Raw genomic sequence first — 25,927 nt, forward strand, 5'->3', positions numbered from 1 at the left:
TCAGAATGATCAACATTCTAACAGCTGTCTCCATATTAGTTATTTTCTGGCATTACCAAAATTGGCTTGATGACTTTGCCCGATTTAGAATCTTCAATAGCTTCATTAACATCAGCTAAATCATAGAACTTGACCAACTTATCAAACGGGAATTGCCCATCTTGGTATAGTTTGATCAATTTTGGAATGAATAATTTAGGCAGTGAGGACCCTTGCAGAACACCACGAACCGTCCGTGCTGGAATTAGAATATCCTGGGCAATATTGAAATTACCTTCAAAAGCCCCGCCAATAATCCCAATCTGACCGTAGATGCCGGTTGAACGAACAGCGTTTTCAGCTAAACCATTAACGCCAGCTGAAACAACACCAAATTCAACACCGCCCGCACTAATCTTATTCACTTCGACTGGCACATCAGGCGTCTTCTTACTGTTGATGACGTTGGTTGCACCCAATTCAAGTGCCATATCAAGTCGGCTATCAACCACGTCCACGGCAATGATTGGGTCACAATGAGCAACTTTGGCAGCCATGATTGCGGCAAGACCAACAGTACCAGTCCCGAAGATAACAATGCCATCACCTGGTTCTGGTTTCAAGTCGTTCAAAACGGTTCCTGCACCCGTTTGCAGGCCGCAGCCAAGAGGGCCAAGTAACTTCAAATCAACATCTTTAGTCACTTTAACCACGTTTCTGGCTTGTACTTTCATGTAGTTACCAAAAGAACTTTGCTGGAAAAATGAACTCAGTGGCTCGCCATCAAGTTCGTAGCGTGTGCCACCATCAATATCTTTACCCTCAAAGTTAAGTTCGTTCATCCGTTCGCAAGCGTACGGCCGGCCAGCAACACACTGTTTGCAGGTTCCGCAACTAGCATACGAAACGGTGACGTGATCACCCTTTTGAAATTCGGTCACACTTGAACCAACGGCTTGAACAATCCCAGCACCTTCGTGGCCCATAATCATGGGAATTGGTGCAAAGCCTGTGGGACCACCATTGATTTCTTGAATATCCGCACCACAAATCCCACTTGCAACGGTTTTAACTAATAATTCGTCAGATTTTAATTTGTCATTTAAATTAACGTTTTTAACAACGAGAGGATCGCCTTGTTTTAACGCAACTGCAGCTGTAATTTCCATGATAATACCTCCATCAAAGTTTGATACTTATTTCACAACCATAGATTATCATGGAAACACCCGTTAAAATGTACCAAATTCCACCAAAATGTCACTATTTAAATAGCAGTTTCTGCCCATTCGTTAACGTTAAAAATAGCTGGATCAGCGTTTCAATATTAGTATGACGATGCTCGTCACTTAAAAAACTCACCAGAAACATGTAAATGGCCCCCGCATAGGTGTTGCTGATGTAGGTCTCATTCAAATGCACAACGTTATTCATCTTCATGATTTCACGATTCATAAACGCCACGTTATCAATAAAGACCTCACGTAGTCCTGACCACTCAATCAGTGCGAAAAATTCCCGGTGATTGTCCCAATACGACAACAGAAAACTAATCATTGATTCCGCATCCAGGTTAGAAATCTGGGTGAAGTGGTGCAATGCATTTAGTTTAAATTCATGAATCCGTGATGTGATAATTTCGTCTTTATCTTGATAATGCCGGTAAAATGTTTGGCGAGACAATCCAGCGTACGAAGCCAGCTGCTGAACAGTTAACGTCCGATAGTCTAAACCCTCTGATTTAATTTGCAGCAGCGCCTGATAAAACTTTTCCTTACTCTTATCTTTCGCCGTTATTTGAGTCATTTTTTAACCTCGATAACATGATTTGATACCCAAATTATAGCATGGTTAAACTTCTATAAGACAATCTGTCTTTGCTCATCAACAACTATGTGGTAATCAATCCAATCAACCCACTTACTAATAATCACGATGTCCACCCTGTTTAACAAACTCCCAACTATCACTGACGTTTTTGCTCATGCGACTTAGTAAAGATTTGACCTGGCGGACCTCATCGTCACTGAACCCCCTCAGCGCAACCTGAGTTGAATAGTCGTTTTCTGCCTTGATTCTAGGGTAAACTTCTTGCGCATATTCAGTGGGCCAGATGTGTTTGATTTTGCGATCATGGTCATCCGTTTCACGGCGCACAAAATCATTTTCCTCCAGTCGCTGTACCGCTCGAGTAGCCGTTGCCCGATCCACCTTAATCAAATTAACCAACTCAGTTTGCGTTAATCCCGGGTGTTCACAGATTCGCGTGAGGTACATATACTGGCCACGCGTGAGGTGATACTGTTTAAATTCAATATTGGCGATACCATCTAGTGCCTTGGCAATGACACCGATGGTTCTCAATGGATCATCGCTCATTTAAGCTACCGTAAACGTGTCAACATCAGCGTCAACACTAAATTCAGTTTGAAGCCGTTCCTTCATTGTGGTCACTGCTTCAGCCTGACGCACACGTTGCTCCTCATTAATAGCTTCGATGACTAAAATAGCGTCCGTGGTTTTTTCTGTTAACATGGTCCGTTCGCCATCACGCCAGTTGAAACAGCGGCAGACTGCACCAATTTTATCGTAGTAAATCACTTCACCAGGTAAAGCCGGTTCGTCTTCATCCACACCTAATGGCTTAAAGGCTTCACCACCTTTAGCGACTCCGAGGTGCATCGGCCCATCAATGGCGGCTAAATCTTCGCCACCGCAAGGCACACCAAATTCTAGTGAAACGCTGTTGTACACGTCCACTAACGGATTGATTGGCGAAAGCGTCTTGCCCTGATCCACTCGTTTTAGTAACGCTTCGATGGATGAACGGGCACCCTTCTTTTTCTTGAATTTACTGTAAGCATCACGCCATTGCACTACTACTGGATTATTGCGGAAGGTATCTTCCGTTAAATACTGGTGAGACTTTGCCATAGCATCATCTAATAAAGCCTGAAAATGCGGATCTTGTGACTCATCAACGGTGTTATTTAAACCATGAACGGTTAACGTATTAATTTGGGCATCCGGAAAAAGATCCCAAAACGCTGGATCAACAACTAAATTAGCCATACTGACACATCCTAAATTAGAATTTAGTACTTGCATTTGCAACTACTGGTTAGCTTGATTTTACATTAATGCTCTGTCGGTTGCAATCTACTCCAACGAAAAACCTGCATGACAAGTTTGAATATTCGTCATGCTGGTTACTACCACTATTTAAATGTCCTTAACATACCAAGCAGTACATGCCTTATGAGCCGGCTTATCTCCCAAAGGCTTATCAAGCTGTGTAAAACCAACGTGCGTATATAATCCCCGTGCTGATGTATAATTCAAAAATGTTTCTATGTAGAATTTTTCATAACCATATTCCTTAGCGGTCTTCTCTGCCAGAGTTTCTAATTGATGGCCAATGTGATGACCCCGAGCAGCCGGTGTTAGGTATAACTTTTGGAATTCCGCTGTGTTGGGATATGAAAAAGGACCAAGGCCAGCACCGCCAACTAAATCACCGTCAACTTCTGCTACCCAGTATTTCGCCTTATCCTGCTGTGCGTAGTGCTCCGCTAAGTGATCTAGAACCTCATCATAATACGGTGAGTCGGGTAAATCATTGCCATACTCACGAATAGCAGCTTGAATAATCTTTTTAATCTGAGCGTTATCCTTTTTCTCGATTGGTCTGATTTTCATGCGCAATTTCCTCCATTTAATAGTTAGCGTTCAAAACATCATGAACTAACTACAAAGTTTACTTCACTTTCAATCTACTTGCTATCCTTTTAATGGTCATTTCCACATTTCAACTTCCAAATTTTGCTTGATCATCAATGCCCTAACACACAAATAACCTGTTCGATGAATTTTTTGAAAATAAAAACTAAGTAGTTTCATCACGTAAAAAGTCTTTGAAAGCGCTATATATCAACATTTCATCATTATTTATGTTGATTTGTCAATTATTTTTAGGTAAAGTGGAACTTTCTATTGGAAAAGTGTTATACTTCTTTTCGGGGACAAAGAGCAGTTCCAAGAGAGAGAGCCATAGGACGTAGAAAAAAGTTTATCAGGGCTATAAACAAAGACGTGTTGTTTATCAACACGTCTTTTTTACTGTCTAAAATTAGAAAACAACTTTTGCACTTCTACAATAAGCCACAAAAATAGCCCCGACAGTAATTCATCTGTTGGGACTATGCTGTTTCCTTATCAATTAGTATCGTGACAAACAGGGGCATTATTGAGTAATGTACTCGCTAATCAATTTCCCTAATTTTTTATTTAACTGTCTATCAGAAAATAGGTCAACGAAGACTTCAGCACCACCGTTTATAATGATACCCGTGTCTCCTTCATTAGTATAATAGGGAGCGTTCGGTGCTTTTTCCTTACGCCAACTAAACAGAATAATTTCAATCTTCGAATTATTGTAAATGCTGATAAGTTTAGCTGGGGTTGCCGCTTCTGCAAATTGCTGTTGCGTGATTTTTAAGCAATCGTAGAAATCTTCTACTGGTTTCTCATCAACCACATAGCCACCGCCAAAGTCATTTTGCACCAAAAATTGGTCTAATTTGCTAGGATCCACATTATTAGCAGCTAAAAAATCAGAAATTTTTCGAGTCGTTATTATCATAGTTTATTTATTCCCCTCTACAAATATTTACATTTCTATCTAATAATAGTTTACCCCAAAATGATTGGTTTTTGTTTAATAGGTTTATTTAACCTATGTTGAATGGCATTAAAGTATCATCATTTTTAAACTTCTGTAATGATACCAGTGAGAATACTAAAAATTCACCACTTTGGCTGGTAGATTTTTACTATTTTCTGTAGTAATAATTTGTCCAGTAATGGCTTTTATAGTGATGCCCATCGTTAACACTTAAATACGCACAAAGATGAATCCAGTTTTTAGATTTATGAACCTTATAGTAACCCACTTCATGCCCCTTAGTATACATATATTCAGTGCCCTTGATGTAGTAATAATGACTACCCTTGTTATGGTGATAATACATGTTTTTTAAAATAGTTGGGTCGTTGCCTTCAAGATAAAACTGATTCTTAGATAATTTTACTTCAATTCGCGCTTTAGTGCCGAGATAGTCAATTTTCTTAGTAACCCAAGTACCACGAATTGCTGATGGTGTGTACTTGTGCCAAGTTGCGGCATGAGCAGTTGTCGTCGATACTGCCCCAAAAATGGCGCACGTTGTCAAGATGGAAAGTAAAAATATTTTGATTCTCCTCATCATAAATCCTCCCAATATCATATAAAAATAAGTATAAAGTGAATCAATCTTGATAACAAGTATCCCCGTAATCTTGATTGACTACGAAGCCGCTCCATTACACGTATTAATTTGCTTTGGTGGTAGTTTATGTTTTAAAACAATCTTCTCACAGATGGTTTATTTTTAAAGGGTATAGCAATCGACCAATCAATACGCTCAACGAAAAAGGCCAAGTTCGCGTCACACGAGCTTCGACCTTTCTTTAATATCATTAATAATTAAAACCATCCAAAATTGAATCAACTATTTAACCAAATTACAGCTTGAACCCCTGAATCAAGCGTTGACGTTGCGCCAGTGACTTCTTTTCCACTTGTGAAAAGCTGTACCACTTAAAATGGAAAAGTTTCGTCTTAAGGAACGTCCCTCGGAACAGCGCCTTTAAAAGTGGTGCGCCTATCACCCAACGATAAATCCAACTTGGGGTACCCATCGTGGTAATCACTTTAATCTTTGGTTGCCGAACAAGTTTGGTTTGCATCGAGCCGGCCTGATACAGACAACCTTTTGCGTAAACTTTATCGAGAAAGCCCTTCATCATTGCTGGCATGACTTCCCACCAAATTGGAAACATCAAGATGATTTGATCCGCATCTAATAAGCGATTTTGATAGTCTTCAACTTGAGCGTTAATAGGCACTCCGCGTCGCCAGTTCGATAGATCTTCAGCGGACATTACTGGATCAAAATGGTCAGCGTGGAGATCAATGAGGTCCACTTCTGAATTTTCAGCTTTTAGCTGGGTAATAACCTGCTTGTAGATTGCTGCAAGAAAAGAACGTTGATGTGGTACATTTTCACTAGCGGTACTCGTGTATGGGTGGTCGAAGATAATGACTGTTTTCATTTTTAATTTGCCTCACTTATTTTTTTGATTGAGGTCAGTTTAGCATCGCTCGATCACTGGCACATTAACTTATGTTAATTTGAACTGTGAAATGGCAGCTATCTGGACAATAAATCACAACATTGGAATATCAACGAATTCTGGTAATAGTTATTAAAATGAACAAAGCCACACACTTTTCACACAAAACGTATCTAAAAAGGCACTAAATTATACTAGAGCAAAAAAATAAAACGCTGATATATCAACGTTTTATTTAATCATATTAAGTTAAGAAACACTTATTGCGCCCCCCGAGAGTCGAACTCGGATCATGAGGACCGAAATCTCATGTGCTATCCATTACACTAAGGGCGCCCAACACAACTATGATAGCGGTGTTGAACAAGGATTTCAAGTCTTAACGCATACCTGCAATCTTTGTGGCTGCCTCTTGTAAGTATAAGAAGCAGGCATCATTGCTTGCTTTAAAATCAGTCACAAACGAGTCCGTCTGCGGTTTAATCGTTTCAATGGGCTGTTTCATAATATCAATCACTTCAATATTGTCTCCTGCCCACTTGGCTGAATCGTAGTGCCCTTCTTCAGCAAATTCTAGATAGGCTTGAAATGAGGCTAATACGGTTCTTTTAATAACTTCGGCTTCCGTCACGGTCTCACCGTTAGCTTGGCGGCGAGCAACTTCTTTTTCGACTTCTGCCATGGTTTCTGGTACATCAATTTCCATGAGTGATTCCTCTTTCTGTCATAGTCTTCAACACATTTTAGCATGTTACATTCCAAAACTCCTGTTAAATTTTCCTGAAGAAACAATATCGATTAGTCCATCTTAACAATCATTGGTAATGAAGGAAAGCGTTGGCTCTTATCCAGCTATAAAATGAGCAATAAATTAAAAACTCCTCTGTAATTTCTCATTAAATCAGGTAAACTAGTGATAAAGAAACTACAATTTGTAAGTAAATAAGGAGAATGACTATGACACTCTTATATCGCAGTACACGTGGTACTGCAGACGATGCCTTAACTGCATCCGCTGCAATCCTACAAGGATTAAGCCCGGACGGTGGTCTTTACGTCCCAACTGAAGCCCCCCAACTCAATTTAGATTTAAACAAACTGCCAAACATGTCCTATCAAGAAGTTGCTTTTAAAGTACTCAAGGCGTTCTTGACCGACTTTACAGATGACGAAATCCGCGACTGTGTCAACGCAGCCTATGATGATAAATTTGACGACCCATTGATTGCGCCAGTCACTCACCATGGCGATGATTATTATTTAGAACTCTTCCATGGCGCTACTATCGCCTTTAAAGACTTGGCGCTGTCAATTTTACCCCACCTCATGACAACGGCAGCCAAGAAGAATCACTTTAAGAAAGAAATCGTGATTTTGACTGCCACGTCTGGTGATACCGGGAAAGCAGCCATGGCTGGTTTTGCGGACGTTACTGGTACTAAAATCATCGTCTTTTATCCGAGTCAAGGCGTCAGTGCCATTCAAAAACAGCAGATGATCACCCAAGTGGGTGAAAACACCTACGTTGTGGCGATCAACGGTAATTTTGACCAAGCACAAACTAACGTTAAAGAAATTTTTAACGATAAGGATTTTGAAGCACAACTCGCTGCTCACGGGTTCCAGTTCTCGTCAGCCAACTCCATTAATATTGGTCGGTTAGTGCCACAAGTTGCCTACTATTTCTACGCTTATGGTCAACTGGTTAAACAAGGCGCAATCAAAAATGGCGACACCATTAACTTCAGCGTACCAACTGGTAATTTCGGTGATATTTTAGCGGGTTATTACGCCAAACAATTGGGGCTGCCCGTTAACCGATTGATTTGTGCTTCGAACCAAAATAACGTCCTGACTGATTTCTTCAAAACGGGTTACTATGACCGTATCCGCCCATTTTTCACGACCACCTCGCCGTCCATGGACATTCTGGTCTCTAGTAATTTGGAACGACTCGTCTTTCACGCAACTGGTGAAGATGCCACTCAAACGGCTGCTTACATGCATGAGCTGGAAAAGAACGGTCATTATCAGGTCAAACCAGCTGTTCTTGAAAAACTGCAAGCCACTTTTTCAGCGGACTTTGCCAGTGGCGATGATGATCAGCAAGCCATCGCGAAAGTTTATAAAAACACTGAGTTTGCGATTGATCCTCACACCGCAATTGCGAAAGCCGTCGCGGATAAATACCGCCAAGCAACTGATGATAATCATCCAATGGTCATTGTTTCAACTGCTAGTCCATATAAATTTCCTAATGCGGTTCTCAGTGCCATTGAGGGACATCAAGTTGAAGTTGACGGCCTTGACGCTGTGAAACAACTTCAAGATCACATTAACGTCCCGCTGCCAAAAGCCATTGAAACCCTCTTCCACGCTGAAGTTCGTCACAATACCACGGTACAACCTGATGAAATGCAGGCAGCGATTACAAAAATTTTGAAAATTGACTAAGTAAAGCTATTCAATTTTTATAAATACAGTTATACTTTAATAGTCAAATATTTAAGTAACCGAGGTGAAAGTTTGTGGCAGATATTAAGAAAGATTATTTAGCCGTTTCAACCTATAATGCTATTCTCCATCGCCAGCTTCAACGTGATATGAATCAGCTGTTGATTAAAGATAAGCTACCCGTTAACATTACCGAAATGTATCTGATGGTTCTGATTCTTGAAAGTCAGCCTATCAGCCAACGACGCGCATCTACAACACTAGCTGTCGATGAAGGTCTGATGACACGGATGGTCAAGCACTTAACTGCGCTTGGCTTAATTCATAAAGAAGCAGCCGCCAAAGATAAACGTGTTAAAGAATTGACACTGACAGCGGATGGTAAAAAGTTGCTGGATTATGGGTTATCAAAGCTTGATGAGTGGTGGCAGTCCTTCGCACCCGATTTAAAAGATATCGATATTAATAATCTTGGGCGTGATTTGTTTGATGTGTCAAAGGTTGTACTGTCTGATCGTCATCAAACAGACCTAAACAATGATCGTGTTGATACGGAAATCAAGAACTAAATGCGTCGCTTGAACTCATTAATAAAAGAAGAAATCCGATAATGGTGATCCACTACCCATTACCGGAATTTTTTTGCCAAAAATCCCCTAACTTCTCACTGGCATTTCAGTCATTAAACGACTACGCTAGACGTGAAGAAAATAGTAAGGAGTGGTTGAGATGACACGAACGGTAAGCATTGCTTAGGCACGTCAGGGCGATTCGCATACGATTCAAGAAATCGGTATCCCATCATTAGTCCTGATGGAACGGGCAGCCTTGGGTGCAACTGGTCGATTGTTAAATGGTAATTTTGATTTATCGAAGGTTTTAGTTTTTGCTGGTACAGGCAATAACGGTGGTGACGGTCTGGCAATTGCCCGCATGCTGCATGTTCGAGGTGTTGACGTCACTGTTATGCTGACGGGCGCAGAAGACCACACGTCTACTGAAACTGCACAACAGCTCAAAATTTTGCATTACTATCAGATTCCTGTTATTCCAGCAAGCACTGATCTAACGGGTTACACCACAATTGTTGATGCGATTTTCGGTATCGGCTTGGATCGGCCAGTTGAAGGTAAATTTGCTGATTGGATCAATGCCATCAACGCATCATCCGCTAAGGTTTTCAGTGTAGATGTGCCTTCAGGATTAAACGCTGATACCGGTGAACCACAAGGGGCCACGGTAAAAGCCACCGCCACCAGTTCATTCGCTTACGCCAAGAACGGTTTCGTTACCGATCAGGGTAAGCAGTATACCGGGCAGTTATACGTTGAAGATATTGGCGTGTACTTAGACGACCATTATGAAGGTTAGTTCAAGCAACCAAAAAGGCTTAGAAACGGTGATATTCACTGTCTCTAAGCCTTTATTTGCCGATTAAAATTTTAAATATTACTAAACGCTTGTTTTCACACTCTCTTAATCGCCCACAATTGCCTTAATAGCAGCAGCATAAATGTCCATCGCCGTAAACATTTTTTCTAGTTCCCACTGTTCATCGACCTGATGCATATAATCTGGAACTCCTGGCAGCATTGCACCAAAGGCCACGCATTGGTTCATGGTTCGGGCATAAGTCGCCCCTCCGGAAACTTGCGGTTCAGTGTCATCTCCGGTAACCTCACGATAAACCGTCATTAATTTTTCAACTAGTTCACTGTCTTTAGGGACATATAACGGTGCTAAATAATCGAAATCTTCATAACGGTATCCATATTCAGCAACCTTCTTTGTCATCTTCTCAATCAACTCATCATGGTCCACAGTTACCGGTATCCGCATATCCACCTGCATCCGTGTTTCTTCAGGGCTGACTTCAATGTTTGAAATGTTGATGGTGAGATGTCCAGACGCTTCATCCGCCACATCACCCATTAAGTTAGTCCCAGTGGCATCTTCTTTGAAGCAACGACCGATTAAGCCTAGTGGTCCATCTGGGAAAACCTGGTCCAGCGCCATTGCCAGTCGTAACACCGCGTTAGTCCCATTGGGCGCTAACATTGCGTGGACTGATTTACCAGTAACGGTAATCCCATTTTCGTCTGTTTCGTAGTCAAAGCCGAAATCATCCAGCGCTGCTTTAACTTCAGCCAGTTTGGGGCCATTATATTGTGCTTTGGCGGGAACCGCGTTGAAAGCGTGTTGCATCTTCAGGCTAAATTCCGTGCTACCTGGCCCAACGAAGTAGGATTGCTGAAGCCCCTTCTCGGCATAGGTAACCGGGAACTCGGAGTCTGGCGCGATACCATGAGTAATGGGATCTTCTTTTTGCTGATAAACGGCGATTCCGCGCCAAAGCGTTTCTTCATCTGTTCCGAAAATGAATCGAATACGTTCTTTGAAGGTCACCCCAGCGTCCATTAAGGCTTTAACAGCATACAACGCTGCTATTGATGGCCCCTTATCATCCTGAACACCACGTCCATAGGCCACACCGTTTTCAACCACCAGTTCAAATGGGTCATGGCTCCAGTCCGCTGTATCGCCAGCTGGAACAACGTCCACGTGACCAAGAATACCAAAGATTTCTTCGCCTTCACCAACTTCTGCATAACCGTAATTGCCATCCGGATCCGTATAGGTTTTAAAGCCGAGTTCATCGCAAATTTGCATCATTTCATCTAACGCGTCTCTGATGGGCTGACCAAATGGTGCATCTGGCGCAGGATCTGTGGCGCTTGACGGGTGTTTAACTACTCGTTTAAGAGCTTCAACGGCTTCTTTTTGATGGGTTGCTTTGATGTCGTTTTGCATGGTGGGGTCCTCCTTTATGATTTTGGATGGTTTCTTTAATATTGTTTAAATGGGTTGTGCCAGGCAGAGAACTGCATTTTTTTACATTGCCTAACTGGGCTACAACAAGCAGAGAGCTGCATGTAAGGAGCAGCCACCCAAAATCCAAGTTCGGGATTTTTGGCGCCCGCCCCTTACACTCCGCTCTCTAACCGCTTGTTTCCGCACCTTGGCTTAATCGGGCTACACTAGACAGAGAACTGCATGTAAGTCAATTCTGGTATAAATCCAAAACCGGGATTTTTACCAGAACCGTCTTACACTCCGCTCTCTAACCGTCTAGCTCCGCACCTTGGCTTAATCAGGCTCCTACAGGCAGAGACTTGCACCTAAGCCAATACCGCTATAAATCCAAGACCGGGATTTCTACCGGCATCGGCTTAGGCTCCAGTCTCTAACCGCCTGTATCCACACCTTATAATATTGCCAACACCCCCAAGAACACACTCGTCACAATGAAGAGGTAAATCATCAGCTTGGCAATCCACTTCCACCATACACTAATGTTGATGTGCGCAATGGCCAAGGCCCCCATCACGACACCTGAAGTTGGCGTAATCAAGTTTACCCAGCCCGACGCTGCCTGGTACGCCGTGATGACGACACTACCATCCACGCCAGCAAATTTACCCATCGGTCCGATAATTCCCATGGTTGCTGATGCAAGACCAGACGTTGACGGAATCAGGAACGACATTGGAATGTAGAAAATGTAGGTGATGATGATGAAGACACTTTCTGAGAGACCCTTAAGTCCCATTTCACCCCAATGAAGCACTGTATCAGTAATTAAACCGTCATTCATAACCACTTGAATCCCACGAGCAACCGCCACGATGATGGCTACGCTAAGGAATTCTGCCATACCGCCAAGGAAGGCGTGAATGAAATCGGCTTCTTTCATCTTATAAACAAACATCACAACGACTGACATTAATAGGAAGAGCATGGTAATTTCTGAGAAGTACCAGTCACCCATCGGCACCATGTCGCTACCGAGGATGTTGCCTACTACCGGAATACCAGATAACCACTTGGTTGCACTTTCAAAGAAAGTCCACTTCGTATTGATCGTGCTCCAAGGAATTAAACCAACGATCATCAGCAGGAATGTTAAGCCAAAGAGGGTGAGGACGCCTTTTTGACGGCCGGTCATGGTGCCACCTTCATCAGCATCAGCTACTGAGAAACGATCCAGGTCTTCTTGACGCTGTTCAAACACAGCCGATTTACTTGGATCTTTCTCAACCTTTGAAGCATAACGGTAAACATACCAGATACTCAACACCAGTGTAATAATCAACAGCAGTAATCGTGGGAAGAGTCCCTGTCCCATCGAAATATCCAGTGTTTGACTGGCCACACCAGTCGCAAATGGATTCACCGTGGAAGCCAAACAACCAATCTGTGACCCGACTAAGATAATCGCCACGGCTGTTAAGGAATCAAAGCCCACACCAATCATCACTGGAATCAGCAGTGGATAAAACGCAATGGTTTCTTCTGCCATCCCATATGTTGAACCGCCTAAAGCAAACAAAATCATTAAAATCGGAATTAAACGTTTTTCTTTTCCTTTATATTTACGAACAACGGCACCAATACCGTCATCTAAAGCCTTGGTCTTGTTAACAACACCAAGGAAGCCACCGATTACAAGAATAAATAGCGAGATAGAAATTGCGCCTTCGGTTTGGTCGTTACCGATCATCCCGTAAATTGGTGCCATAAAGACGTCCCAAATACCTTGTGGGTTCGCCGTTACTGATTTATAAGTATGCGCAATAATATTGCCAGCTTTATCAGTGTTATAAGCCCCTGCAGGAATAATCCAGGTGAGAATTGCCACTAAACAAATAATCATGAACAGAATCGTATACGCTGACGGCATTTTAAACCGTCTTTTTTTCGGTTCCACTTTAGGTGTTTGCATCGTCCTCATCTCCTTATCACTATTCTTTAACACTTTTTAGTTTATCGGAGACAAGTAACCAAATTATGACTATTGTTTGAAAATTTTTAATTTTATACTAATTGTGAGCATTAATCTTTACTTATTTGTATATCTCAAGCAATTATCTGTGTCAGTAAGTATCAAACGCTACTACATGTATGCTATAATCATTTTGAAATCGTCACCACAGGAGGGATATCAATGACTGAAGAAGGATACATGAACATTCAAGATGCAGATCCAGACATTATTGTTGACCTTAAATACGCTACTACTGATAATTTTACTGGCCGAGTTATCTATGACTTTACAACCGCGATTGCTCGAATCGGTACAGCGAAGAAACTCGCCAAGGCCGCCAAAGCACTTAAAGAGCAAGGCTATCGCATTAAAGTTTGGGACGCCTACCGACCAACTGAGGCACAGGAGAAATTATTTGAAGTCGTTTCTAACCCAACTTGGGTTGCTGAACCTGATCCAAATTACTCCCATCAAAAAGGCGTTACTTTTGACCTCACCCTCACTGACTTAGATGGTAAAGAAATCGAAATGCAATCCGGCTTCGACGATTTCACGGGAAAAGCGGTTCGCGATTACCCTCGAACACCCACTCAAGAAAAGAACTTTCAGACTTTAGTTAAAGCTATGACCGACGCTGGTTTTGTTGGTTACGAAAATGAATGGTGGGATTATCGCGATACGAATATGGATGATTATGGACCATTAGATGCAAATCCAAACGATTTTGCGCACGCGTAAAAACCTGAGCCAACTATTAAACATTCACACTAAAACTGACTATACTATTCTATGGTGATTACCACCTCCAAACGATCAGCTCAAGTACGTGGCTCCGCAGAAATACGACCAGGCTTGACTATGGTGATTACCCCCAATCTGTAAGGATTGGAACTGAGTTAACTCAAAAAACACCGCCCTTTATGTGAAGGACGGTGCTTTTAGTTTCTATTAAATTTACATCTACTGGGCTCAATGCTAAAGTAGATTTGTACGAATATTAAGGGAGAAGGATATGTTTTGAATCGTAAACTATTAATCAGCACCGCTGCGTTGATTGCCGGATTAGGCATCGCGTATAGTAGCCTGCAAACACCAACAGCTTCAGCATCTTACCGAGTCGTAAAACGAACTGAGGACAATGCACCATTCTCGACGTTTTACCTTAAGAATAAGCATAGTAATGCATACATGTGGAATTTATCCCACACGAAAAAAAGCCATAATTTAAAAAATTATCCTCACACAACCTGGTCTCGAACTTCAACAGTTACCTTACAGTCAGGTAAAAAGCGGTCAATCTACTATCAAGTTAGTAATGGCCGTTACAACGGTTATGTCTGGCACGGTTACTTCAAGGCTGGGCAGAACCCTGACGTTTCATACAGAACCAACAGTGATAAGGAAGTTGTGTACAGCAGCATTCCCAAGCGTGACTGGAGTCAAGTGGGGTCAGAAACTGATTATACACTGAAGAAGCCTCAACTAACTGGGCTTTCTTCGTACTCGGCATACGCTAAAAAACCAACCACTTCGCAAATTAACAAAGTGGTTGCCTTCATTAAAGCTTCGAACAACGCTGCCGGTATCACAGGCACTGGCTCATTAGCACCCGACCATGACGGTGATCCAACCTATAATGGCTGGCAAAACTTCCGCATCGTTATGCGCCCTATTAGTTCATCAAAATCTAAGACCATGGTGCCCTATGTCGAATACATGACCAACAACGTTATCGATGAAGGTACCGGCAATTCTTACTCAGGTAGCGAATGGGAAACAGCAGGAACCTTCAAAGCCTTTTATGATGCCGCCTCTGCTATCAGCGTCAAGAGTTACGACTCAAACAAACAGCCGTCAGATACTGGTACGGTCATATTCACACCCATTAGTTACGCTTTACCTAGTTATGCCGTAGAAGACCCCTATTTCTACACCCAAGCTGATAAAATCTACACTCTAGCCAAGGGCAGTCTGTCAGTTGTTCAAAACGGCACTCAACTTGAATATGTCAAAACAGCCAACATTTTGAAGTTCCCTAATCAAATTGTTTATCGCAATGGGATTGCCTATGGTCTAGCTGATCCAACCCGTACTGCAGTTAATATCAACCATAGTAAGGCGACCCATTACCGTCAGATTGATCCAAACTTTACCTCACCGGCATTTAATGATGATGTTTATCGTAATGGTCAATGGACACAAAACTTCTCAGTTGTATTAGACGAAGATTGGGCAGAGAACGTTAATGGTGGAATGGCTCTAAAACCAGCAACGATTATGCTGACTCAACCAAGTACAGATCCTGATAGAATTCCAGATTTCAACCCGCCATATCCGGTTGCAATGGGCACGACCACGGCAGATGCCAACACGTTGCGTAACCTCTATGCACCAAGTAGCGTCTGGGCAAAATACCTGAAGTAATATTTTATATCATGCTTCAAAACTCAGATTCCGGCCATTTAACGCAAATAAGACCTATTCCGGCAAAGTTTCCACCGGAACAGGTCTTATTTGCGTAAATTCTGGAATCTACCGCGTTTTGTCACACACGCTACTGTTCATTATCATCCGTTACCTGTTTAACAAACGAATGGTCTGGCACCCGAATCAGCGTGAAGCGGTTGGCCAATCGACCCGCGTGGAGGCCAATACCGTTTAGGAAATCCTTTTTATAAGTGGTTTCTACAACACCAACCCACGCCTTTTGATGCTGCTTTTCCATCTGATTAACTTTCTTGGTATCCCACTTATACGAAGATGCCACCAAGTTGATTGGATGCGACCCCGCTGAAACGGTGGCACTGTCACCGGGAACGATGTCCTTTTCACCCTGAGTATAAAAGGTATAATACTGCGCTGGTTTACGGCCATTACCCGTTTTAACGATGACGTAATCTGACTTATCCACAGCACTGGTATCTAGGACTAGTGGCTTATATTGATAAGCAACGGTGACCCGATTAGGATTAAGCTGACTGACATCTTGAAACAGCGTCGCGTAACCCATCCCCCACAAGCCAAGCAGGAAAATGACTAATTCAATACTCGATTTGGTAATATTTTGCCACGACCAAGAACGTTTCTCCGTAACCAAAAGCTTCAGCCGGCGCACACGCATATCGTGCACCATCCAAATTAAGTAGATTAATAGTAGAAGCCACAGCCCCATACCGACTAAATTCCATGCTGATTTCATGCTAAATTCTCCCATTCTTATCCATGATTTAACGCTTTTGTCACTTTGCCCCACCCGGAGAAGCGCTTAACTTCTTTCTAGATTATCGAAATTGGGGTTTAAAAACAAGTCCTTAGGTAGAAATGTTTCCCTGACCTATAATAGCATTATACAACATAAGTAGGGGGCTTTTGAAATGTGTACCAGTCTTACATTAACAGCGGCGGATGGCACCCATCTACTGGCAAGAACGATGGATTTTCCCAACGTTGATCCTTGGAAACCGACCATCCTTGAAACCAGTACTGAATGGCGGCCGATTCTAGGCGAACCGCACACTAGCAAGTACCGAATTGTCGGCTCAGCACGTCACCTGAACGGCCACTATCTTTTTGGTGATGGCCTAAATAGTCAGGGACTCAGTTGCGCCGAACTTTATTTTCCAAACCGCGTTCACTACTACGATGAACCGCAAGCTGGTATGACGAACCTCACGCCTCAAGACTTCATCTTGTGGGTGCTTAGCCAACATAGTACAATTGCGGAAGTTGCTGCTGATCTGGAAAACGTTGCCTTCATTGGCAAAGTCTGGTATGCAGAAAACAAAGTCTACCCTTTCCACTGGCTACTAGCCGATAAAACTGGAGCCACGGCTGTGTTAGAACCCACTACCCACTCGTTGACCTTAATCAGTGACCCCTTAAACGTCCTCACTAACACACCTGAATTGGCCAACCACATTGAGCGTGTTAACAACTTTCTGGATACTGACGCTGCTCATTTACAAGACTCAGCCAGTCAATGGTTAACTGAAAATAAGCCGCTACCAGAAGGGCCAATCCCCACTAATCGGTTTATCAGAACCACGATCAATCTCTGGGGACAACCCCAACCGGCAACGGCTCATGATGCGATTGCGCGTGCAGAAGCAATTCTTCAGCAGGTGATTATCCCAAGACAAGCCGGCAAACAGCCAACTAACCATAATTTTACCCATTACATTAGTATAATTGATATGTCTCATCTGCGTTATTTACAATTACCAACCGATGACACATCAAAATCAGAAATCACCCTTTAATCTTGCTAAACAAGTCAAGAAAACTGCGATTTTAAGCCAAAATCGCAGTTTTTTTGACTTATTTTTTGAAAAATCCCCTAATTTACCAGCTTTTGTTACAATCCTGCAATAAAGAAACGACGCCCGTTATAACGGCATTCAACGGACTTAAATTAGCGCCGTTTCACTGAAAGATTACGTTTCTGTCGATTTCATTAATCTAATAGATAATTCACTGAAACACTACTGTAACTTAGGATTGTTACACTTAGTCTCGTTGAATTGATTAAGACAAATATGAATTTTAAAAAAAGACTACATACAAGCAAAAGGGGATATTTAGAAATTATGAAGAAATGGTTCGTTAAACTCGCACTTACAGCAATTGCAGTTCTTGGTTTTACGGTTGCTGCTAACATGACTCACAGTACAACTGCAAGCGCCGCTACAACACCTTCTTACTCAAAGATTTACAAGGTCGCTAAACAACAACTTGGTAAACCTTATGGCTGGGGCTCAACTGGTCCTTCTCGGTTTGACTGCTCAGGTTTAACCTCATACGTATACAAAAAAGGTGCTTCAAAAGCAATTCCACGTACTGCCCAAGCGCAATACAACAAGTACAAGAAGGTCTCATACGCCCATGCTAAGAAGGGTGACTTGGTCTTCTTCGGTGGTAGTAAACACAGTATCAGTCACGTTGGCCTGTACATCGGCGGCGGTAAGATGATCGATTCTCAAAACCGTGGCGTGATCGTCGAATCCGTTAAAGCACCTTGGTGGCACCATGTTGGTACTGCTCGAGTAACTAACTTAAATTAATCATATGCAATATCCCCAAAGACCTGATTGTCGTGATGATGATCAGGTCTTTTTCGTATCGAGTGTGTGACAAAACGCGATAGATTCCAGAATTTAACACAAAATGGCTGGAATCTGAGTTGTGGCGCCGTTTAGACTAGCTTAGAGTATTGAATAAAAGTAAATTTTAAGTTGTCTTTCAGTCAAGAAACCGGATGAAACTTTTATCAATATAGACTTATATCATGGCTTCTTTTCGGATTATTAATATAAACGATTAGACGGCCACCGATTCTTAGAAAAAGACCGCACAACACTCCGTTAGATAGTAAAATACTAGTTCTACCACATCTGGTAGAAAAATAAGGAAGTTACGCCATATATTGTTGCTTTTTTCAAACGGATGTTCTACGATTAACATATCGAGAAAAAGGAGACTTAGCCGTGAACAAACAAAAACCGCAACAGTCACATATTCAGATTACGGTTCGCTTTGTGGAAAAGCAAAACGGGAAAAAAGCGCTGTTTGATGCGCGTAAAATTCTACGTAGCTTAAACCACCTGACACATGATGACCGTCTCATCCGTCGTATTAACGCTCTTGTGCTTGCTCAAATTGCCGGCTATTCTCAAATTGATACAGCTACGATTCGCCAGCTGATCATCTCCACTTTAAATTTGCTTAACCACCCTGAACTTGCGAAGCGCTATGATGAATATCGTCCGTCTGCTACTAAACAGGATCAGTTTAAACAGTTGTCATTTTTTAATCTTTAATATTACACGTTAAAAACGGTTCAGCCTGATTGTCAGAAGATTCATCTCTGGTAATCAGGCTGATTTTTTGTTTACAGACTAAAAAGCAGCACCCCAGAATGGAATGCTGTCGCAAGTTTAGTTTAAATTATGAACTGAGCTGTGATTCTAAATCGCGTAATTCAGCCACCCGAACTTCACGTGGCAAGAACCGGCGAATCTCCTCTTCGTTGTATCCAACTTCCAAACGCTTGTCATCAAAGATGATAGGCCGTTTGATCAAGTCAGGATACTTAACAACGAGATCGACTAATTGGCTAACTGCCAAATCATCCAAATCGATGTGTAATTTTTTAAAGACGTTTGAACGGGTTGAAATAATATCTTCACTACCGTTTTCAGTCAAGCGTAAGATCTGTTTAATCTCATCCGCATTAAGTGGATTGGATTTAATGTTACGTTCCTTAAACGGGATATGATGATCTTCTAACCATGCGCGCGCTTTACGACTCGATGCGCTGCTTGGTGCAACATATAAATTAATCATAGATAAGCACTTCCTTTATTTCGCTTTCTCCTAGTAACAAACAAAAAACTAAAACAAAAGCAAAGGTGCGTCTTAATTCATTCATTACTAAGTCCCCAACACTTCATCATGAACAGTTTCATAATACCATCAATCTCAGAAAAATTCAATACTACTTTTATATTTTTTAGCTTGTGAAAAGATAATTATTTCTGCGCTAAATATTTGTCGAAAATGTTACAACCACGCGTGTTATAACAATATAGATTTGTGTGCATTTATAAAATTGATTTATCAAACTATGAATCTGTTGTAACGTTCCTAAACACTTGATTTATCTGGGTTTACTTACTCTTTGAAAGTGAAATTTGATACCCCATATTTAGTTTTATTCACTGGTAAAATTGTTATTGCAGTTTAAGTATTCGGGTTATAGTAATCAATCAGAACATGAGTTACAATTTGGTTAATTAACTTGGGGGAGTGGTTTTTTTGACTTCGTTCTTTACAGTTCTACTATTAGTCGTTGCTGCCATTGCGGCTAACATCATATATGCTATTTATCCCAAAATTCCGCTAGCTTTTTACGAAATCGGTGCGGGAGTCCTGCTGTCGTTAGTACCGCTTTTTAATCATTTTCATTTGGAACCAGAAATCTTTATGCTGATGATTATTGCGCCCTTAATGTTCAATGATGGTCAAAACACGGACATGCATCGTTTACGAAAAAACATGAGTTCAACCCTTTCTCTAGCTATTGTCTTGGCATTGGTCACGATTGTAGTTGGCGGCGCGCTGACACACGTTTTATGGGGGACGTTGCCACTAGCACTTTGTTTTGCACTCGCCGCAATTGTGACACCCACCGATACCGTTGCCGTTTCGTCGATTACGTCAGGTATCGAAATGCCTGAACACGTTATGGGTGCGTTGGAAAACGAATCACTTTTCAACGATGCTTCCGGTATCGTGGCAATGGATTTGGCGTTAACCGCCTTTACTACTGGTGAATTCTCGCCGGTTCAGGGATTCAAACGGTTCTTAATCGTCTTCTTTGGTGGTATTGCCGTTGGGATTATCATGGGCATGATCATTGTTTTAATCCGTGTTCTTTTCCAGCGTAAAACGTTGGATACGATCGCTGTCATTTTGCCATTCAGCTTACTGACACCGTTCATCGTTTATCTGACCGCTGAACACTTTGGTTTTTCCGGTATTTTAGCAGTGGTCGCTGCTGGTATCGTTCACGGTATCCAAGGTCAGCGCCTGCGATTGACTTCTACTCAAACACAACTGGTGAACAAGACGACGTGGGAAGCCCTGACGAACCTGCTCAACGGCTTTGTTTTCGTATTGCTGGGTGCATCCATTCCAAGTGTGTGGAACGACCTTTCAACGAGTGAAGTCCATCATTTACCCCTATTGCTTTTAACTGCAGTAGGACTGTACCTACTCATGGGGCTGATGCGCTTTTTGTGGTGCATGTTTAACCTGATTTCTTTGCCTTCTGAGGACACCCGAATTAAGGACAGCCTGTTAATGGCACTTAGCGGTGTCCACGGTACGATTACGCTCTCAATGGCCTTCTCGTTGCCTCTGGTCGTAATGGGGCACACCTTTCCGTTTCGTAGCGCCATTATTTTGATTGCTGGCATTATTATTTTACTCAGTATGGTCATACCAAGTTTGGTATTGCCCATCCTTTTACCCAATAAACGGGCACCCTATTCAGAAGAGGAATTTAGCGAACAAATCGTTAAAATGGTGAATTTTGCAATCGATCAATTACGCAATGTCAACGATAAATCGGAAAGTTTACCCGCTGTTATTGAAGTTTTAAACAGTCAAAAAAGTCAGTATCGCAAAAGCGCGGATAATAAACTCGTTCACCAACTGCTGGAACAGACCGAAGACGTTGAGCACGCTACGGTGACTGAAATGATTGACAATGGAAAAATTACCCCTCAGACTGGCTGGCAATACAACCGTGCCATCATGTTTCAAGCACAATTCGCCTTCCTAAGTCCGTGGGCTCGACTGAAAATGTGGCTCAAAATGTGGGAGTTCCGCTTTTTTCCAAAAACTGCCCGTAAACAATTTAACAGATCATTCAAACAAACTCGTGAAGCTAAAATGAAGTCGCTTAAAGAACGTGGTCAAACTGAACAGTTCAATACCTACCAACAATTTTACCTTGAGCACAAAGACGATCATCGTCCCACAGGTAACAGACAAAAATCAATAAAGCAAAAAAAGCAAAACCAGCTAGCCTTGCCTGCCACAACGCCGCTACTGCCAGCAATCTCTCAGCAGCAAGACTTGTCACAGGAACAAGGAAAGGCTGTCAACCAGCAATCAGCTCATAAGCAGCGTGGTCGCAGGCGTCGGGCCGACTTCAGCCCAGAAGCACGGGAAGCTTTTAGTCAGCTAAGTCAGGTCTGCTATGACAGAGCTATTGGCTACCTCGATTCCATTGAAACTGACGATAACCGTCAAGAAGTTGACGTGGTGCGTCATTACTACGCAGTACGTCGGTCAAGAACAACTAAGAGTGAGGAATCAAGCGAGGCTGAAAATGAACTATTTTTAATGGCCTTTCAATTTGAGTACAGCTACGTTCAAAATGTCAGCCAGCAAGATCAACTATCAAACGAACTGATTGATGAACTCCATAAGAAAATTTCTATGGATCAGATGGTTTATATGCAAAATAGCGATTAGGTAAGGGGCTTAACAATTTAAAAAAGCTTGTTTGGTAACGGAACTGTTATGTTATCTTCACACTTTCTTCACATTTTGGCTATATATTAATCCTGTCTTAATATTTAACTAATATTAAGTAAGCTTTTTCATTTTACTCCTCCAAAGTAAAATAATATTTTCGTGAACCCCATCACGAAAATGCCTACTCCTATGTTGGATCTACCCTCCCCCGGGTGGATCTTTTTTTGTAGGGTGCGAAAGCAGACGGTTAGAGACTGGAGCCTAGTAAGAAAAAGTCAAAAATCCCGGGTCTGGATTTATGGCTTTTTCTTACTAGGTGCAAGTCTCTGTCTGCTGTAGCCCAACTTGGCTATGTAACAGAGGCTTGGATTTATGGTCATCTACCACTAAGTGCAAGTCTCTGCTTCGTGTAGCCCAACTAAGCAATGTAACCAACCATACCCAGCCAGCTACGTTCTGTCAGCTGTAGCCCGAATAAGTAAAGTTACCAATTCCTCACACCTACATAACATCCCCTTCTCCGGTTGCTATCCCGCCAGAAAAAACTTATAATTTTCTATAATATTACAAACCGCATTGGGGGAAACGATATGGTCACACTTACGATTCTTTCAACTAGCGATACGCACGGCTTTATTTTCCCAACTAATTACGTTAAGCCCAGAGCGCACATGCCCTTTGGACTCATTCGAGCTGCAACGGTACTTGCTGCGGAACAGCAGTCAGCACCGGGACCAGTAGTCACCATTGATGATGGTGATTTTTTGGCTGGTTCGCCTCTAGCCTACTATGTCGCCCAGGTACAGCCACACTCAGATCCGCAGCCGTTGGTCAGAATCTATAATCAAATTCACTATGATGCCGAAGTTTTAGGGAACCACGAATTCGACTATGGCACTGATTATTTAGAGCGGGCGCTAAATGCCAGTGACCGTCCAGTTGTAAATGCAAATATACTTGATGATGCTGGCCGGCCACTATTTGGTCAGCAGTATCGCATTATAGAACGTCATGGTATTAAGATTGCCATCATTGGGTTAACAACTCGAGCCGTGTTACAGTGGAAAAACCATGATAATGTCAGCGCGGATGTGCATTTCCATACCGCTGTTTCAATCGCCAAAGAACTCGTGCCACGACTGAAAAAAATCGTTGACGTTGTGATTGTTTCCTATCATGGCGGTTTCGAACGTAACTTAAAAACAGGCAAACTGATTGAATCGCTGAGTAATGGTGAAAATGAGGCCTATCAGCTACTTTCCGAAGTAAAAGGCATTGATGCGCTGATCACTGGTCATCAGCACCGTAAAATAGCGACGACGGTCTTCGATGTACCAGTGACTCAGCCTGGTTATCGCGGTGAAGCTGTTGGTAAAATCGTGCTTCAATTAGAACCCTCCAAATCGGGTGGGTACGTTGTCACTGACAAAAGCGCTCACTTAATTGAAACCAAAAATGCTGAATTTGATAGAAACATTGCCATCTATAGCCATCAGCTCGATAAAAAGGTGGATCACTGGCTGGCTGAACCCTTGGCACGAATAGATGGTGACCTGACCTTCAAAAGCGCTCAGAAAGCCAGAATGAAAGAAACAGCTTATACTGAATTTATTCAACGCGTTCAGATGACAACCATGAACGCTGACATCTCTGCGACCTCATTATTTAACAATGAGGGCCACGGATTTGAAAATCCCATTACTATGCGTAACATTATGACTAACTACGTCTATCCAGACGGGCTGGCGTTGGAACTGGTCACTGGTAAAGATCTGAAGGCAGCACTTGAAAAAGCTGCGACTTATTTCACACTCAATCTTAACAATCAAATTATTGTTAACCCCGCCTTCTATTCCCCGAAATTACGCCATTATAATTATGATATGTATGAAGGTATCAACTATCGGATCAACGTTGCCAAACCAGTTGGTCACCGTATCGACAAATTACTTTTCAAAGGCCAACCCGTCACCGACGATCAAATTTTCAGACTCGTCTTAAATCGCTATCGTGCAGGTGGCGGCGGTCACTACGACATGTTCCGCGCTGATAAGATTATTGCGGAAAATAAAACCCCGATGAGCCAGCTGATTGCTGATTATCTCAGAGCACACTCAGTGGTGAAAGCAACCGTTGACGATAATTTTGAAGTTGTCAATGAACCTGATACGAAATAGCAATTCTTTATTCTTGATATTAAAAGCATCACCATTCAATTCAAATTGGTTATCAATCTGGATTAAATGGCGATGCTTTTTAATGTCTAACTTAAGCTTTATAAACTAGGAAATTCGATCAATTGCCCGTACATATTCCTGCAACAACTGGGCATCCGTTCCACTATCCCGCTCCGTTTCATAAGCCGCCCGCAAAAAATCAACGATGGCAGTGTTGCCAGGTTGACTCAACCGGCCAACTGCATAGGCTGCAGTGGCACGAATTAATGGTCGCGGATCTTTTTCGATAACTTCTAAAAGTTTAGGTACTGCGCTAGTGTCATTGAGGTTGGCCAACGCGATGATGGCGTTTCGCTGCAACGGCTTCTTTCCCCGCCACGACCCGGCCATTGAACCAAAACTTGCTTTGAATTCCCGGTTCGTCATCGCCAGCATGGGTGTTAATTCTGGCCGTACCCGTTCAACGTCTGGCTCCATCCGTTCATGCAAATGATTATCCACGCCCCGATTAAACGGGCACACCACCTGACAAATATCACAGCCGTAAATTACATTACGAATCAATGGCCGAAACTCATCCGGCATTTCCCCCTTAGTTTGCGTCTGATAAGACAAGCAACGTTGCCCGTTTAACTGGCCGTTACCCATCAGCGCGCGGGGCGGACAGGCATCGATGCAGCGGGTGCAATTACCGCACTGACTTGTCATCGGTTCATCTGGCGCCAACTCTAAGTTCGTCACAATTTCACCTAAATAAACGTAGGACCCAAACTCCGGCGTAATCAATAGCCCGTTTTTACCGATGAAGCCAACACCTGCCCGTTGTGCGACCGCTACGTCGATCAACTCGCCGGTATCTACCATGGGTTTAAACCGAATGTCATTATCTTCTGGTAACAAGTTTTTGATTGCATTAATCAATGCCGCTAAATGGTCATCCAAGATGAAATGGTAATCCTCACCCCACGATGCCCGTGCGAATTGACCGCGTTTTAAACCCGTTCGCGGTGCCCGACCTTTTAATTTGGCAGGATACGCTAACGCAATCGAGATCAACGTTTTCGGGTCATCAAAGATTAGACTTGGATTCAGTCGCTCATCGAGGTTTTGGTGTTCAAAGCCAGTAGTGTGCCCGTCGGCTTTTTGCTTTACCAGTCCCGCTCGCAAATGCTCAAAATCGGCTGCAGTTGTGAAGCCAATTTTATCGATGCCCACTTGTTGACTGGCAGCGATGATTTGCTGCTTTAAGGTGACGTTTGACATTTTGCGCCCT

At 42.5% G+C, this 25,927-nt stretch carries 23 protein-coding genes, 1 tRNA gene and 1 pseudogene; 10 read left to right on the forward strand and 15 right to left on the reverse strand.

What is annotated here, in order from left to right:
* Positions 1 to 35: 35 nt before the first annotated feature.
* The 10 genes from CES82_RS06260 to CES82_RS06305 form a co-directional block, all read right to left on the reverse strand.
* Positions 36 to 1,148 carry an NAD(P)-dependent alcohol dehydrogenase gene (locus CES82_RS06260; RefSeq protein ID WP_098824570.1) on the reverse strand — a complete coding sequence of 371 codons (1,113 nt, stop codon included), beginning with the start codon at positions 1,146 to 1,148 and terminating at the stop codon, positions 36 to 38.
* 94 nt (positions 1,149 to 1,242) lie between these two features.
* A complete protein-coding gene (locus CES82_RS06265; RefSeq protein ID WP_098824571.1) occupies positions 1,243 to 1,785 on the reverse strand; it encodes a TetR/AcrR family transcriptional regulator in 543 nt (180 codons plus the stop codon).
* 117 nt (positions 1,786 to 1,902) lie between these two features.
* Complete coding sequence (locus CES82_RS06270) at positions 1,903 to 2,358, reverse strand: MarR family winged helix-turn-helix transcriptional regulator (protein WP_098824573.1); 456 nt, start codon at positions 2,356 to 2,358, stop codon at positions 1,903 to 1,905.
* A complete protein-coding gene (locus CES82_RS06275; RefSeq protein WP_098824575.1) occupies positions 2,359 to 3,051 on the reverse strand; it encodes a B3/B4 domain-containing protein in 693 nt (230 codons plus the stop codon).
* 150 nt (positions 3,052 to 3,201) lie between these two features.
* A complete protein-coding gene (locus CES82_RS06280; RefSeq protein ID WP_098824577.1) occupies positions 3,202 to 3,678 on the reverse strand; it encodes a GNAT family N-acetyltransferase in 477 nt (158 codons plus the stop codon).
* 544 nt (positions 3,679 to 4,222) lie between these two features.
* On the reverse strand, positions 4,223 to 4,621 hold the full coding sequence (locus CES82_RS06285; RefSeq protein WP_098824579.1) for a hypothetical protein: 399 nt from the start codon (positions 4,619 to 4,621) through the stop codon (positions 4,223 to 4,225).
* Between the two features lie 190 nt (positions 4,622 to 4,811).
* The gene (locus CES82_RS06290) at positions 4,812 to 5,243 is read right to left on the reverse strand and encodes a hypothetical protein (RefSeq protein WP_098824581.1); all 432 of its coding nucleotides are present in this window, start codon (positions 5,241 to 5,243) and stop codon (positions 4,812 to 4,814) included.
* Positions 5,244 to 5,541: 298 nt separating this feature from the next.
* On the reverse strand, positions 5,542 to 6,132 hold the full coding sequence (locus CES82_RS06295) for an NAD(P)H-dependent oxidoreductase (protein ID WP_098824583.1): 591 nt from the start codon (positions 6,130 to 6,132) through the stop codon (positions 5,542 to 5,544).
* A 285-nt stretch (positions 6,133 to 6,417) separates the two neighbouring features.
* Positions 6,418 to 6,489 (reverse strand) — tRNA-Arg (locus CES82_RS06300).
* A 43-nt stretch (positions 6,490 to 6,532) separates the two neighbouring features.
* Positions 6,533 to 6,859, reverse strand: a complete 327-nt coding sequence (locus CES82_RS06305; protein ID WP_098824585.1) for a hypothetical protein — start codon at positions 6,857 to 6,859, stop codon at positions 6,533 to 6,535.
* Positions 6,860 to 7,110: 251 nt separating this feature from the next.
* Between CES82_RS06305 and thrC the strand changes: the two genes are divergently transcribed.
* The 3 genes and pseudogenes from thrC to CES82_RS06320 form a co-directional block, all read left to right on the forward strand.
* Entirely contained in the window at positions 7,111 to 8,607 is a 1,497-nt protein-coding gene (thrC, locus tag CES82_RS06310; protein WP_098824587.1) for a threonine synthase, read from the forward strand.
* Between the two features lie 74 nt (positions 8,608 to 8,681).
* Positions 8,682 to 9,176: a MarR family winged helix-turn-helix transcriptional regulator gene (locus CES82_RS06315; protein WP_098824589.1), complete on the forward strand. Its 495-nt coding sequence runs from the start codon at positions 8,682 to 8,684 to the stop codon at positions 9,174 to 9,176.
* 202 nt (positions 9,177 to 9,378) lie between these two features.
* Positions 9,379 to 9,978, forward strand: a pseudogene (locus CES82_RS06320) (NAD(P)H-hydrate epimerase); the annotation flags it as partial.
* 105 nt (positions 9,979 to 10,083) lie between these two features.
* Here CES82_RS06320 and CES82_RS06325 read toward each other — a convergent pair.
* Positions 10,084 to 11,418, reverse strand: coding sequence for a M20 family metallopeptidase (locus CES82_RS06325; protein WP_098824591.1), 1,335 nt, complete (start codon positions 11,416 to 11,418; stop codon positions 10,084 to 10,086).
* A gap of 454 nt (positions 11,419 to 11,872) precedes the next feature.
* Positions 11,873 to 13,399, reverse strand: coding sequence for a YfcC family protein (locus tag CES82_RS06330; RefSeq protein WP_439959050.1), 1,527 nt, complete (start codon positions 13,397 to 13,399; stop codon positions 11,873 to 11,875).
* 213 nt (positions 13,400 to 13,612) lie between these two features.
* Between CES82_RS06330 and CES82_RS06335 the strand changes: the two genes are divergently transcribed.
* Entirely contained in the window at positions 13,613 to 14,170 is a 558-nt protein-coding gene (locus CES82_RS06335; protein ID WP_098824594.1) for a M15 family metallopeptidase, read from the forward strand.
* A gap of 279 nt (positions 14,171 to 14,449) precedes the next feature.
* The gene (locus tag CES82_RS06340; RefSeq protein WP_098824595.1) at positions 14,450 to 15,856 is read left to right on the forward strand and encodes a hypothetical protein; all 1,407 of its coding nucleotides are present in this window, start codon (positions 14,450 to 14,452) and stop codon (positions 15,854 to 15,856) included.
* Positions 15,857 to 15,986: 130 nt separating this feature from the next.
* On the opposite strand, the gene CES82_RS06345 is transcribed toward CES82_RS06340, so the two are convergent.
* Complete coding sequence (locus CES82_RS06345; protein WP_098824597.1) at positions 15,987 to 16,631, reverse strand: LVIS_2131 family protein; 645 nt, start codon at positions 16,629 to 16,631, stop codon at positions 15,987 to 15,989.
* 175 nt (positions 16,632 to 16,806) lie between these two features.
* Here CES82_RS06345 and CES82_RS06350 point away from each other — a divergent pair, with 175 nt between their 5' ends.
* The 3 genes from CES82_RS06350 (at position 16,807) to CES82_RS06360 (ending at position 19,248) form a co-directional block, all read left to right on the forward strand.
* Positions 16,807 to 17,691 (forward strand): linear amide C-N hydrolase, encoded by an 885-nt coding sequence (locus tag CES82_RS06350; protein WP_098824599.1) that lies wholly within the window; start codon positions 16,807 to 16,809, stop codon positions 17,689 to 17,691.
* A gap of 327 nt (positions 17,692 to 18,018) precedes the next feature.
* On the forward strand, positions 18,019 to 18,492 hold the full coding sequence (locus CES82_RS06355) for a C40 family peptidase (protein ID WP_098824601.1): 474 nt from the start codon (positions 18,019 to 18,021) through the stop codon (positions 18,490 to 18,492).
* A gap of 423 nt (positions 18,493 to 18,915) precedes the next feature.
* On the forward strand, positions 18,916 to 19,248 hold the full coding sequence (locus tag CES82_RS06360; RefSeq protein WP_180245684.1) for an ATP cone domain-containing protein: 333 nt from the start codon (positions 18,916 to 18,918) through the stop codon (positions 19,246 to 19,248).
* Between the two features lie 127 nt (positions 19,249 to 19,375).
* Here the strand turns inward: CES82_RS06360 and spx are convergent, their stop codons facing one another.
* Entirely contained in the window at positions 19,376 to 19,774 is a 399-nt protein-coding gene (gene spx / locus CES82_RS06365) for a transcriptional regulator Spx (protein WP_098824604.1), read from the reverse strand.
* A gap of 471 nt (positions 19,775 to 20,245) precedes the next feature.
* Between spx and CES82_RS06370 the strand changes: the two genes are divergently transcribed.
* Both CES82_RS06370 and CES82_RS06375 read left to right on the forward strand, forming a co-directional pair.
* The gene (locus CES82_RS06370) at positions 20,246 to 22,474 is read left to right on the forward strand and encodes a cation:proton antiporter (protein ID WP_180245685.1); all 2,229 of its coding nucleotides are present in this window, start codon (positions 20,246 to 20,248) and stop codon (positions 22,472 to 22,474) included.
* Positions 22,475 to 23,067: 593 nt separating this feature from the next.
* A complete protein-coding gene (locus CES82_RS06375; protein ID WP_098824608.1) occupies positions 23,068 to 24,654 on the forward strand; it encodes a bifunctional metallophosphatase/5'-nucleotidase in 1,587 nt (528 codons plus the stop codon).
* A 105-nt stretch (positions 24,655 to 24,759) separates the two neighbouring features.
* On the opposite strand, the gene queG is transcribed toward CES82_RS06375, so the two are convergent.
* On the reverse strand, positions 24,760 to 25,917 hold the full coding sequence (queG, locus tag CES82_RS06380; RefSeq protein ID WP_098824609.1) for a tRNA epoxyqueuosine(34) reductase QueG: 1,158 nt from the start codon (positions 25,915 to 25,917) through the stop codon (positions 24,760 to 24,762).
* Between the last annotated feature and the right edge of the window lie 10 nt (positions 25,918 to 25,927).

The sequence above is a fragment of the Secundilactobacillus silagincola genome (assembly GCF_002583405.1).
Taxonomy (GTDB): Bacteria; Bacillota; Bacilli; order Lactobacillales; family Lactobacillaceae; genus Secundilactobacillus; species Secundilactobacillus silagincola.

Coding starts and splice junctions, on each gene's coding strand:
- CES82_RS06295 (WP_098824583.1), bottom strand. CDS start 6,132: ATGAAAACAGTCATTATCTTCGACCACCCATACACGAGTACCGCTAGT.
- CES82_RS06325 (WP_098824591.1), bottom strand. CDS start 11,418: ATGCAAAACGACATCAAAGCAACCCATCAAAAAGAAGCCGTTGAAGCT.
- CES82_RS06290 (WP_098824581.1), bottom strand. CDS start 5,243: ATGAGGAGAATCAAAATATTTTTACTTTCCATCTTGACAACGTGCGCC.
- spx (WP_098824604.1), bottom strand. CDS start 19,774: ATGATTAATTTATATGTTGCACCAAGCAGCGCATCGAGTCGTAAAGCG.
- CES82_RS06355 (WP_098824601.1), top strand. CDS start 18,019: ATGAAGAAATGGTTCGTTAAACTCGCACTTACAGCAATTGCAGTTCTT.
- CES82_RS06270 (WP_098824573.1), bottom strand. CDS start 2,358: ATGAGCGATGATCCATTGAGAACCATCGGTGTCATTGCCAAGGCACTA.
- CES82_RS06280 (WP_098824577.1), bottom strand. CDS start 3,678: ATGAAAATCAGACCAATCGAGAAAAAGGATAACGCTCAGATTAAAAAG.
- CES82_RS06275 (WP_098824575.1), bottom strand. CDS start 3,051: ATGGCTAATTTAGTTGTTGATCCAGCGTTTTGGGATCTTTTTCCGGAT.
- CES82_RS06305 (WP_098824585.1), bottom strand. CDS start 6,859: ATGGAAATTGATGTACCAGAAACCATGGCAGAAGTCGAAAAAGAAGTT.
- CES82_RS06350 (WP_098824599.1), top strand. CDS start 16,807: ATGTGTACCAGTCTTACATTAACAGCGGCGGATGGCACCCATCTACTG.
- CES82_RS06335 (WP_098824594.1), top strand. CDS start 13,613: ATGACTGAAGAAGGATACATGAACATTCAAGATGCAGATCCAGACATT.
- CES82_RS06285 (WP_098824579.1), bottom strand. CDS start 4,621: ATGATAATAACGACTCGAAAAATTTCTGATTTTTTAGCTGCTAATAAT.
- CES82_RS06375 (WP_098824608.1), top strand. CDS start 23,068: ATGGTCACACTTACGATTCTTTCAACTAGCGATACGCACGGCTTTATT.
- CES82_RS06260 (WP_098824570.1), bottom strand. CDS start 1,148: ATGGAAATTACAGCTGCAGTTGCGTTAAAACAAGGCGATCCTCTCGTT.
- queG (WP_098824609.1), bottom strand. CDS start 25,917: ATGTCAAACGTCACCTTAAAGCAGCAAATCATCGCTGCCAGTCAACAA.
- CES82_RS06345 (WP_098824597.1), bottom strand. CDS start 16,631: ATGAAATCAGCATGGAATTTAGTCGGTATGGGGCTGTGGCTTCTACTA.
- thrC (WP_098824587.1), top strand. CDS start 7,111: ATGACACTCTTATATCGCAGTACACGTGGTACTGCAGACGATGCCTTA.
- CES82_RS06330 (WP_439959050.1), bottom strand. CDS start 13,399: ATGAGGACGATGCAAACACCTAAAGTGGAACCGAAAAAAAGACGGTTT.
- CES82_RS06265 (WP_098824571.1), bottom strand. CDS start 1,785: ATGACTCAAATAACGGCGAAAGATAAGAGTAAGGAAAAGTTTTATCAG.